This window comes from Methanosarcinales archaeon (assembly GCA_014859725.1).
Classification (GTDB): domain Archaea; phylum Halobacteriota; class Methanosarcinia; order Methanosarcinales; family Methanocomedenaceae; genus Kmv04.
On sequence record JACUTQ010000078.1, the window covers coordinates 1 to 10,066 of the forward strand.

Here is a 10,066-nt window from a genome sequence, read left to right on the forward strand (position 1 = left end):
AACCTTGGGGTTATTACCCCAGAAAGAGGTGCGCTATGGGCTCTACTCGACAAATCAAGCTAATGCTAAAGTTGGGGCATGGATATTTATCTGCCAGGTTTTTCAGTCTCAATTTTATTAAAAGTTTTTGTATTGTTACTACCCTTTAGCCACACCCATAGGCCTGACCCGGACCACCTTACGGGCTATATTGAGATCGTGGACCACATTAACCACTTCACTGCTGGATTTGTACACCTCGGGCGCCTCCTCAGCCAGCATGGACGGGTGGGTGGCCCTGACATGGATACCCTTATCAGCCAATTGTTTCTCCAGCACTTCGCCCCTGAACTTGCGTTTTGCCTCTCCCCTTCCCATCACCCTGCCGGCACCGTGACAGGCAGAGCCAAATGTCAGTTCCATGGACCTCTCAGCTCCGTGCAGGATATAAGAAGGTGTGCCCATGCTGCCAGGGATCAGGACAGGCTGGCCTACTGATCGGTATACTGTCGGGACGTCCTTGTGGCCTGCAGGAAATGCCCTGGTCGCACCTTTGCGGTGAACATAAACTTCTTTTTTCTTACCGTCGATCTCATGTTCTTCCAGCTTGGCAACATTATGCGCTACATCATACACCAGATCCATACCAAGCTCTTCGGCATCTTTGTTAAACACATTTTGGAAGGTCTCCCTGACCCAATGGGTAATTACCTGGCGGTTAGCCCAGGCATAATTGGCACCGGCAGCCATGGCCTTGAAATAATCCTGGCCTTCCCGGCTGTCAGCAGGAGCGCAGGCAAGCTGTTTATCAGGCAGATCGATGCCGTATTTTTTAGAAGCCTGCTCCATGACCTGCAGGTAATCAGTGCATATCTGGTGACCTGCACCCCTTGAACCGCAGTGGATCATGACAGTGACCGTCCCTTCACGAATGCCGAATAGCTTAGCGATCTCGGGCTCGTAGATCTTATCTACTTCCTGTACCTCCAGGAAATGATTTCCACTTCCCAGGGTCCCGAACTGGGGTTTGCCACGCTTCCTGGCTTTATCACTGACCTTTGCAGGGTCTGCAGCATCAATGAAGCCATTGTCCTCGCAGTGCAGGATATCAGTCTCAACACCGTAACCCTGCTCTACAGCCCAGGAAGCACCCAAATTAAACGCATCATCCAGTTCACTATCTGAAACCCTCAGCTTGCTCTTGGAACCCACACCAGATGGAATGGCTGTGAACAATTTGTTCATCAATTCCTTGATCCTGGGTCTTACCTCCTGGATTTCCAGGTCTGTCCTTAAGATACGTACCCCGCAGTTGATATCAAATCCCACGCCGCCTGGAGAGATCACGCCTTCCGTAGCGTCAAAGGCTGCCACCCCGCCAATGGGAAAGCCGTAACCAAAATGGGCGTCTGGCATTGCCAGGGAATATTTCTGGATGCCTGGAAGAGCGGCCACGTTTGCGGTCTGGTGCAATGTGCCGATCTCAAGATCATTCATAAGTTTGTGGGATACTAAAATACGGCCTGGGACCCTCATTCCTTCCTGGAAGTCCATAGGGACCTCATAGAGATTCTCTTCTACCTTTTGAACGATATCACTGGGTTTTGTCATGATCGCGATTTCCTTTATTAATAATGCCTTAATATTTGATCAAGAATAATAATGCTTTGTCTCAGGTATCAACAATAACATGGGTACTATATCCCACGTATTCCTTTGTTACCGAAAGCTGGTGGTATGTAACAGCCTTTACTTCAGTTTCGAACGCATGCCTGGTTAGATCAATATCCTCACCCATAGCCCGTCCTTTCAGGATATATCCAGTGTCAGCCTGTATAATTGAATCAATATGAAATTCCCCGAATATTATCTCCTCCACCTCAAATTGGAACAACAGTTCAGATAAATAATTGTATAATAGGTTATCAATTCCATCTGATTCCAATTCGATATCTACAGACCTTTCATGTTTTATGTTACTGATATCGTTTATAATAACATTGAACATGGCAAGAGCCGAATGCTCAAATACCTCTTCTAATGTATTTCCAAAAGCCCTGAACCTGACATCAGCTGGATGGGGGAGATATTCATAATCAGGTAGGCTCATATTGGTATATACATTCCAGGTTCAAGTAAAAGTAACGATTACATCAGGTATTGTTGATTCAGGACCGTAAAGTTTCCATTATTTCCTTAATTAATGAGTAGTCAAATCTGGCTCCAATGGATAACAGTTTATTCACTACGGCAATTCCATCATCTGATGAAATATTTCCTGAACGCACAGCATGAACTACCATTCCAAGAGTTCCTGTGATGGGAATTGACAACGCCTGTGCCCCTTTACGTGCCGATCTATCATCTAACACCGCCAAAACTTCATGTCCTTCATCCAGAAGCTGCCTGGCCTTTGCAATGACATCTACTTCTCCCCTTGAAACATCTTCACCAATTATTGAAGAGATGGTTTGAACACCTGATACATTATCAAATGTTTTCATCCAGCTATGCAAAGCATTTTCCAGTGCAAGCGATTCAGGCGTTTGTTTTATCATGACTTCCTGAACAACTTTATCAGGGGTCATGGTTATGAATCCTTTTATTGTTAGTAGTCCCAGTCTGCCGATTTTACCAAGTAGAATAATTGGAGACGCATTGACTACCAGGTACTTCATTCAACGCGCTCCAGGGTCTCCATATCCTGTAAAAAATCATCCACTGAGTATTGATGCGGGATTTTCCGTTTATGTGCCTCATCCATCATTCTTGACAGACTTTTCTCTGCAAGTTCAGCTGCTTTCCATAAGGTGATCTCCCCATTCTGGTACAGATGCAAAGCCTGTTCAATTAGTTCTTCTTCCAGACCCTCGTCAATTACTTTTCTCAATATCTGTGACCTGTTAGTATGATGGAATCGTGCCAACCAGTCCAGTTTTGAAATTTCATTTTCAGATAAACGGGTGGTTACTGTCTCCATAATAAATACATTTGAAGTAATCGTATATATTATTGATGGTGATATTATATCAAAAAATTCAGATCAATTCACGTTTTATCCAGATACACTGTCTGTGATGGGAAGGCAACGTCCACACCCAGCTCTTCCAGCAGGTACATGATCTTCAGGTTGAAATCTTCCTTGATCTGGAGATGTTCATCCCATACAGTGGTCCTGGTAAAACAGTATATGAAAATATCCAGCGAATAGGCCCCAAAATCAGTAAAACGTACTATATTGAAATTGTGATCGAACCTGGGGTCGTCCTGTATGATCTGCTTGATACCATCTACCACCCGGGTCATCTGGGTTGCTGTGGTCCCGTAGGTCACACCCAGGGTGAAGTTGATCCTGCGTTTTGGCCTGGCAGAATAATTTATCACTCCATCTTTTATAAACCGGCTGTTGGGAAGGGTTACCAGAGCCTGGTCGAACCTGCGAATACGGGTTGACCGAAAACCGATCTCTTCCACCGTTCCCTCGAAATCCGCAATTTCTATCCAGTCACCTATGCGAAACGGCCGGTCTGAAAAGACGGTAAAGGACCCGAACAGGTTGCTTACCGTATCCTGGGCAGCCAGGGCAAAGGCCAGGCCTCCGATCCCCAGTCCTGCCAGGAGCGAGGTTATATCATAGCCAAAATTGCGGACAATGAATAGGATACCAAGAACCAGCACAAAGATGCGGAGAGTTTTAACAATCATTGGAGCAAGCTGATCATCGAGTCTGCTGTCACTTTTTTCAGCGAATCTTAAGATAATATATCCAACGACATCTATCAGTTTGAATACTAGATATAGCAGTAAAAATGAAACAGCCAGGATATATGCATTATTAGTAATCAGGCTGACACTCACAAAACCTATTTGATCTGGTAATTGCAGGGACAGAATCCCAATATACAAACCCTGCAGTAAAATAAAATAACTAATAGGTGTTTTAACAGTCTTTATTATAAAATCATCAATATCAGTTTTTGTGCTTTTTGTGATTACAGTTATTTTTTTCTCTAAAATATATAGAAAAATTGACCTGATAAGAAATGTCAGGAATATTATTATGAAGAATAATCCCAGCTTTTCAATAGGAACACCTAATATTTCCGCATTCAAGATGTCTGAGATTGTTGCCATACCACTATTCTGTTAAGAGTTGTATCGGTATTTAAAAGTTATTGTGAACGAGATTGCCAATAATTTGGAATTATATAAATCTGAGAGGTAATATCTGATAGTAATCCTTTTTAGTCAATCTGACTATTAACCACCCATAATGACAGGTGCAATAGCATTAATATCCTCAGGTCTGGACTCCACGGTAGCATTCAAGAAGGCGTTTGATACTTTTGATCAGGTGATCTGCATTACCTTTGACTACGGCCAGCGGGCCGCACCAAGAGAAATTGAAAATGCCACAGCCATCTGCAAAAAATACAAATGTGAGCACCATGTGATCCAATTGCCCTGGTATAGAACCTTCAGTGGGAGCCTGACCGGTACTGAAAACCTGCCTGAACCTTCAATGCCAGACCTGGACGATCTGGAAAAGTGCCTGGATACTGCCCGCAGTGTTTGGGTCCCGGCCCGCAACATGGTTTTTTTATCAATCGCCTCCTCCTTTGCAGAAGCACACAATTACGGGCATATCGTAGTGGGATTTGATGCTGAGGAAGGTGTCACCTTCCCTGATAATACTCCTGAATTCATACATCTGTTTGACAAAGTTTTGGAATACGGCACCATGAACCATCCTACAATTTTTGCGCCCCTTGTTGATCTTGATAAAGAGGATATTGTAAGATTGGGACTTGAAATTCAGGCACCCATGGAATATTCCTGGTCATGTTATACCTCTGATCCAGTTCCATGCGGGGTATGCGAATCCTGTATGAGACGAAAACGCGCATTTTCAAGGGCTGGAACATCTGACCCCCTCCTGGCAAGACTGGGCAAATCTTAATGCCCTCATTGACGGTTATAGAGTTGAAATGAGCCTGGACGAAGAAATCAAAGATATTGAGGATGAGATCCGCAAAACTTCTTACAATAAAGCCACATCCCACCATATTGGCAGACTGAAAGCCAAACTTGCCAGATTAAAAGAAGATGTACAAAAAAGGGCTAGCTCCAAAGGTGGAGGCGACGGCTACTCTGTCAAGAAATCCGGGGATGCCACTGTTGTACTTGTGGGTTACCCATCAGTGGGTAAATCCACGATATTGAACAGATTAACAGATGCCAAGTCTGCGGTAGCAGCCTACGAATTTACCACGCTTGATGTAATACCTGGAACGCTTCTGCACAACCATGCCACCATCCAGATACTGGACGTGCCCGGATTGGTAAAGGGGGCAGCTTCAGGTCGGGGCAGGGGAAAAGAGGTCATATCTGTGGTCAGAAACGCAGACCTTGTGGCATTTATAATAGATGTATTCAATACCAACCACCTGGTTACCCTTGAGAAAGAACTATATGATGCTGGTATCAGGATCAATACCAGAAGACCTGATGCCAGAGTTCTAAGAAAATTCCGGGGCGGGGTCAATATTAATTCTACTGTTGAACTGGAATTTGATGAGAGTATTATAATCTCCATACTTAGAGAATATAAGATCCATAATGCTGAAGTGCTCATCCGGGAACCTATCGACATTGACGAGTTCATTGATGCACTGCTGGGCAACAGGAAATATATCAATGCCATAACAATCATCAATAAGATGGATCTGGTGGATGATAAATTCAAGTCAGATATCAGAACCACGTTTCCGGATGCGTTCTTGATCTCAGCTAATGAGGATGAGAATCTGGATACGTTGAAGGATGCCATTTTTGAAGAGCTCGATTTCATCCGTATTTATATGAAACCCCAAGGTGAGCCAGCTGATATGGATGAGCCTATGATAGTACAAAACGGTGTAAATGTGGGTGATATCTGTGATAAAATACACCGGGATTTCAGGCGCAGGTTCAGGTATGCCCAGGTGTGGGGTAAATCAGCAAAACATGAAGGCCAGAGAGCAGGGTTGGAACATACTCTAATGGATGATGACATTCTGACAATTATTACTCAAAAGTGACTTGCAAGAGTTCAGTTAAGGAACTCTTCTATTCGTTCTAATGAAGTTTTTAATTCATCCAGGCTGGAGGCATAGGAACACCTCAAAAATCCTGTGCCAGACTGGCCAAATACATCCCCGGGTACCACTGCCACCTTTTGCTGATGCAGCAGGTCTTCGGCAAATTGGGCTGATGTCATTCCTGTAGACTGTATTGACGGAAATGCATAGAATGCGCCTTTGGGTTCAAAACAATCCAGACCAAGACTGTTCAGGCCAGAGACAAAGAGCCTCCTGCGGCGGTTATATTCCCGCACCATTGCCTGCATCTCAGATTCTCCGTTCTTCAGAGCTTCAATGGCCCCCATCTGGGCTGTGATGGGTGCACACAGCATGGTATATTGATGAATGAGGAGCATGGCGCTGATTATGCTGGGTGGTCCCATGGCATACCCAATACGTAAGCCAGTCATAGCATGGGATTTGGACAGACCGTTCAATAGTATGGTGCGCTCATTCATGCCGTTGAGGGACGAGAAGCAGGTATGTTTACCATTATATGTCAACTTGTCATATACCTCATCTGAGATGACCAGCAGGTCGTGTTCCACTGCCACATCTGCCACTTCCTCCAGATCATGCTTCCTCATCACAGCCCCTGTGGGGTTGTTGGGATAGCTCAGAATAATGGCTTTTGTCTTATCATTTACTGCGGCCTCGATCTGCTCGCCCGTTACCCGGAACTCGTTTTCCCTGGACGTGGAAACAGAGACCGGTGTGCCTCCGGCAAAGATAATACCGGGTTTATATGAAACATAACAGGGTTCATGGAAAATAACCTCATCACCAGGGTTCACTATTGCTCTAAGTGCCAGATCGGTTGCTTCACTTACTCCTGTGGTCACAAGAATTTGATCTTCAGGATTGTAATCCACCCCGTAATCATTATGGAAGGAATCTGATATGGCTTCCCGTAATTCAATCAATCCTGAATTTGAGGTATAGGATGTAAAACCCTTTTCCAGGGAATAAATACATGCTTCCCTGATATGCCATGGAGTGGTAAAATCAGGTTCTCCCACACCTAATGAGATGACATCGTCCATCCCTATTACCATATCAAAGAATTTCCTGATACCCGAGGGTGGAACGGCATTGACCATATTTGAGAGGAATTTTTTGCTATCAGTCATCGGGCAGCCACTTCAAGGGGATATGGCGAGTCTTTTTGATTTGGCTTTTTCAAATAAAGTGACGCCATCTTCTTTGTATGTTTTCAGAACAAAATGTGTAACAGTGCTCTGTACCTGGTCAAGGGTCGCTATCTTCTCTGCCACAAAAAAAGCCACCTCTTTCATGGAGTTCCCCCGTACCGTTAAGGAGAGATCGTGATCCCCTGATATCAGCCTGATCGAGCGGACCTGATTGAAACTGGCTATGCGCTGTGCAATAGCATCGTATCCTGTCCTGTCTCCCAGGTTTATCTTGAGTTCGATGACGGCATAGATGTATTCTTCTCCCACTTTGTCCCAGTCGATAACTGCCTTGTATTTACGAATGACACCACTGTCTTCAAGTTCTTTAATACGGGACCGTACCTCTTCTTCCGAATATCCCGTTAAAAGAGCAATCTCTGCCAGATCTTTTTTAGGGTCCTGCTCGATTATTTCAAGTATCTCATTCATAAACACACCTTCATTTTAAGGTTAGACTTCCAATGTATTATCAGTAGATAGATTTTGCGTTTTACTGGTTTAGTCTTAGGAGTGTATCACACAATTTATTGGCAGTGTCATCAACGGTTTTCAAACCTTCTTCGTCAGAGTCCACATCCTTTATGGCAATACCGCCAAAATGGGAATTATCTCCCACAACGATCATGCCGTGAATATGCATCCATGCATGGATAGACCAGATAGTATATTCCTGGCCGCCGTTACGGGAACCGCCTACTGCCAGGGCCGCACCTACCTTATCCTTTAATAAAAATCCGTTTCTTCTAAGCATTACTGATCGATCCAACAGGCACTTCAACTGTCCTGAAAGGGTCCCGAAATATACAGGAGATGATATTAATATCCCATCAGCTGATTCCAGTTTATCGTATATCTCAGTCATGTTATCTTCTATCTGACAAGATTTTTCTTTCCTGCATTCTCCGCAGTCAGTACATGGAGATATATCAGTGCCTGCCAGAGTGATTTTTTCAACATCAAATCCCCTTTTTTTTGATGTGGCCAGTGATCGATCTATCAACCTGCTGTTATTGCCGGTTTTATGAGGACTGCCTGAAATTCCAATTATTTTCATCTGTTACCTCACCAACATGAGTATTTTTAGCATGTTCTATCTACATCTAAAACATTTTGATGTATCCATGACAACATTTTCGATATCTCCATCTTCAACAATAAAGTATGCATCATACCTTTCCTCAAAGTCCATGATCTTCTGGTTCATTACACCCCGGCTGTGGGCAAACACAAGATCATGGTCGGTCTGCTTGAGAATATATTCTTTATTTCCTATTTTAATAACAGTAAAAATTTCACCTTTATCTTCCGTACCTATGTGAAGGATATCTCCTGGTTTCAGGTCCCTTACAAGATTAGGCCTTTTCTTTGTTTTAATTCCATATTCTGTATTCATCCGATCATCCTCAAATTTGATTTTATTAAAGTATAACCATATATTAAATTTTCATTATTTCTTGGCAATAGAAAGTACCATCTGTTTCAAATCATTTATCGAAGGTGGCACTCCTACAAAGGCAACTTTATCATTTATAAGTATGGTGGGCACTCCTGATATTCCATGTGACACTGCCCTCTGGTACCCTTCAGGTGTAGATACTGATGTCTCAATCGCAATCACATCAGGCAGTGAATTTGCCATTTCTTTGACCATATTGACAGCTAACGGGCAGTAAGAGCATGAAGGTGAGGTCAATACTTCTACATATATGGGTTTAATTTATACCATCTCCACATATTAAGATTTAGCTTAGAACACAAATAGTTTTGCATTGATTGTGCAAAACCACTTGTTTTCATTTTATCAACCAGCCATTTATTCTTTTTAAACAATCAAAAATATAAACCTGCAGGTCTTTTCAGGAACAATGCGTCCCAATATAATCTTGAATGCTGCCATGGCTGCAGATGGAAAAATATCAACCATCAAACGAAAGCAGGTCCGGATATCGGGTAATGATGATTTTGCCAGAATGGACCTGATGCGAGCACGTGCCGATGCTGTTATGGTGGGTATTGGTACAGTACTGGCTGATGACCCCAGTCTTACTGTCAAATCAGAACGCCTTCGTCTTGAGCGAAAACAAAGATGCGGATGTGAGGACCCGATCAGAATTGTGGTTGACAGCATGGCCAGGACTCCAATTGATGCTGATATTTTCAATAAGGGGGACGGGGATATTATTATAGCTGTAAGTAATAATGCACCTGCGAACAGAGTGAAAAAACTTAATGAAAAGTCCAGGATAATCAAAATCGGTAGGGATAGGGTAGACCTTGTGGGTCTAATGTCAAACCTGAAAGATAGCGGCATAAATACGTTAATGGTAGAGGGTGGTGCAACACTGAACTGGGCATTGATATCCCGGGAACTGGTAGATGAAATCCACACTTACATTGGAGCAATTATACTGGGTGGCGAAAATGCGCCTACACTTGTGGACGGGACCGGATTTTTCACCAGTGAAGATGCAGTTAAACTTGAACTGGCTTCAATGGAAAAGATGGACAATGGGGTACTACTACGTTGGCATGTGTTGAAACAGGAAAAATAAGATGGGAATTGGAGTTTTATTTTAGCATGAAAGTACCCTCAGTCTTAACATCCCTCGATTACCGTTGTAAAGAAAACAACAATCTCCGGGGATGTTAAGATCAAGGATGTTTATTTGTCATGTTACATCTGTGTTCTTTTTGTTTACAATTGCAAACATCTCACTTATTACATGAGTTTCGGCGATTTTAATTTTATCACCGTATTAAATTATACAAGCC

The 10,066-nt window shown here is 43.3% G+C and carries 12 protein-coding genes and 1 pseudogene; 3 read left to right on the forward strand and 10 right to left on the reverse strand.

Annotated features, from left to right (window positions below; translation table 11 throughout):
- Positions 1-138: 138 nt before the first annotated feature.
- The 5 genes from IBX40_07665 to IBX40_07685 form a co-directional block, all read right to left on the reverse strand.
- Positions 139-1,590: an RtcB family protein gene (locus IBX40_07665; GenBank protein MBE0524193.1), complete on the reverse strand. Its 1,452-nt coding sequence runs from the start codon at positions 1,588-1,590 to the stop codon at positions 139-141.
- 61 nt (positions 1,591-1,651) lie between these two features.
- Positions 1,652-2,089: an archease gene (locus IBX40_07670; protein ID MBE0524194.1), complete on the reverse strand. Its 438-nt coding sequence runs from the start codon at positions 2,087-2,089 to the stop codon at positions 1,652-1,654.
- A gap of 58 nt (positions 2,090-2,147) precedes the next feature.
- On the reverse strand, positions 2,148-2,657 hold the full coding sequence (locus IBX40_07675) for a hypothetical protein (GenBank protein MBE0524195.1): 510 nt from the start codon (positions 2,655-2,657) through the stop codon (positions 2,148-2,150).
- Complete coding sequence (locus IBX40_07680) at positions 2,654-2,959, reverse strand: UPF0175 family protein (GenBank protein ID MBE0524196.1); 306 nt, start codon at positions 2,957-2,959, stop codon at positions 2,654-2,656. The genes IBX40_07675 and IBX40_07680 overlap by 4 nt, the downstream gene beginning before the upstream one ends.
- Positions 2,960-3,027: 68 nt before the next feature.
- Positions 3,028-4,113 (reverse strand): mechanosensitive ion channel family protein, encoded by a 1,086-nt coding sequence (locus IBX40_07685; protein ID MBE0524197.1) that lies wholly within the window; start codon positions 4,111-4,113, stop codon positions 3,028-3,030.
- A 139-nt stretch (positions 4,114-4,252) separates the two neighbouring features.
- Between IBX40_07685 and queC the strand changes: the two genes are divergently transcribed.
- Both queC and IBX40_07695 read left to right on the forward strand, forming a co-directional pair.
- Complete coding sequence (gene queC / locus IBX40_07690; GenBank protein MBE0524198.1) at positions 4,253-4,939, forward strand: 7-cyano-7-deazaguanine synthase QueC; 687 nt, start codon at positions 4,253-4,255, stop codon at positions 4,937-4,939.
- A 28-nt stretch (positions 4,940-4,967) separates the two neighbouring features.
- On the forward strand, positions 4,968-6,059 hold the full coding sequence (locus IBX40_07695; protein ID MBE0524199.1) for a GTP-binding protein: 1,092 nt from the start codon (positions 4,968-4,970) through the stop codon (positions 6,057-6,059).
- Between the two features lie 11 nt (positions 6,060-6,070).
- Here the strand turns inward: IBX40_07695 and IBX40_07700 are convergent, their stop codons facing one another.
- The 5 genes and pseudogenes from IBX40_07700 to IBX40_07720 all read right to left on the reverse strand — a co-directional run bounded on the left by IBX40_07700 (position 6,071) and on the right by IBX40_07720 (position 9,020).
- Positions 6,071-7,231, reverse strand: coding sequence for an aminotransferase class I/II-fold pyridoxal phosphate-dependent enzyme (locus tag IBX40_07700; protein ID MBE0524200.1), 1,161 nt, complete (start codon positions 7,229-7,231; stop codon positions 6,071-6,073).
- A 12-nt stretch (positions 7,232-7,243) separates the two neighbouring features.
- On the reverse strand, positions 7,244-7,723 hold the full coding sequence (locus tag IBX40_07705; GenBank protein ID MBE0524201.1) for an Lrp/AsnC family transcriptional regulator: 480 nt from the start codon (positions 7,721-7,723) through the stop codon (positions 7,244-7,246).
- Positions 7,724-7,784: 61 nt separating this feature from the next.
- The gene (locus tag IBX40_07710; GenBank protein MBE0524202.1) at positions 7,785-8,348 is read right to left on the reverse strand and encodes a flavodoxin family protein; all 564 of its coding nucleotides are present in this window, start codon (positions 8,346-8,348) and stop codon (positions 7,785-7,787) included.
- Positions 8,349-8,384: 36 nt separating this feature from the next.
- Positions 8,385-8,687, reverse strand: a complete 303-nt coding sequence (locus IBX40_07715) for a hypothetical protein (protein ID MBE0524203.1) — start codon at positions 8,685-8,687, stop codon at positions 8,385-8,387.
- A gap of 54 nt (positions 8,688-8,741) precedes the next feature.
- Positions 8,742-9,020: pseudogene (locus tag IBX40_07720) on the reverse strand (thioredoxin family protein).
- 139 nt (positions 9,021-9,159) lie between these two features.
- On the opposite strand from IBX40_07720, the gene IBX40_07725 reads away from it, so the two are divergent.
- Positions 9,160-9,846: a 2,5-diamino-6-(ribosylamino)-4(3H)-pyrimidinone 5'-phosphate reductase gene (locus IBX40_07725; protein MBE0524204.1), complete on the forward strand. Its 687-nt coding sequence runs from the start codon at positions 9,160-9,162 to the stop codon at positions 9,844-9,846.
- Positions 9,847-10,066 lie beyond the last annotated feature (220 nt).

What these genes read in the sequence shown, in the direction of transcription:
- IBX40_07680 (MBE0524196.1), bottom strand. Translation starts at nt 2,959, where the DNA reads ATGGAGACAGTAACCACCCGTTTATCTGAAAATGAAATTTCAAAACTG.
- IBX40_07695 (MBE0524199.1), top strand. Translation starts at nt 4,968, where the DNA reads ATGAGCCTGGACGAAGAAATCAAAGATATTGAGGATGAGATCCGCAAA.
- IBX40_07700 (MBE0524200.1), bottom strand. Translation starts at nt 7,231, where the DNA reads ATGACTGATAGCAAAAAATTCCTCTCAAATATGGTCAATGCCGTTCCA.
- IBX40_07705 (MBE0524201.1), bottom strand. Translation starts at nt 7,723, where the DNA reads ATGAATGAGATACTTGAAATAATCGAGCAGGACCCTAAAAAAGATCTG.
- IBX40_07725 (MBE0524204.1), top strand. Translation starts at nt 9,160, where the DNA reads ATGCGTCCCAATATAATCTTGAATGCTGCCATGGCTGCAGATGGAAAA.
- IBX40_07710 (MBE0524202.1), bottom strand. Translation starts at nt 8,348, where the DNA reads ATGAAAATAATTGGAATTTCAGGCAGTCCTCATAAAACCGGCAATAAC.
- IBX40_07675 (MBE0524195.1), bottom strand. Translation starts at nt 2,657, where the DNA reads ATGAAGTACCTGGTAGTCAATGCGTCTCCAATTATTCTACTTGGTAAA.
- IBX40_07685 (MBE0524197.1), bottom strand. Translation starts at nt 4,113, where the DNA reads ATGGCAACAATCTCAGACATCTTGAATGCGGAAATATTAGGTGTTCCT.
- IBX40_07715 (MBE0524203.1), bottom strand. Translation starts at nt 8,687, where the DNA reads ATGAATACAGAATATGGAATTAAAACAAAGAAAAGGCCTAATCTTGTA.
- IBX40_07670 (MBE0524194.1), bottom strand. Translation starts at nt 2,089, where the DNA reads ATGAGCCTACCTGATTATGAATATCTCCCCCATCCAGCTGATGTCAGG.
- queC (MBE0524198.1), top strand. Translation starts at nt 4,253, where the DNA reads ATGACAGGTGCAATAGCATTAATATCCTCAGGTCTGGACTCCACGGTA.
- IBX40_07665 (MBE0524193.1), bottom strand. Translation starts at nt 1,590, where the DNA reads ATGACAAAACCCAGTGATATCGTTCAAAAGGTAGAAGAGAATCTCTAT.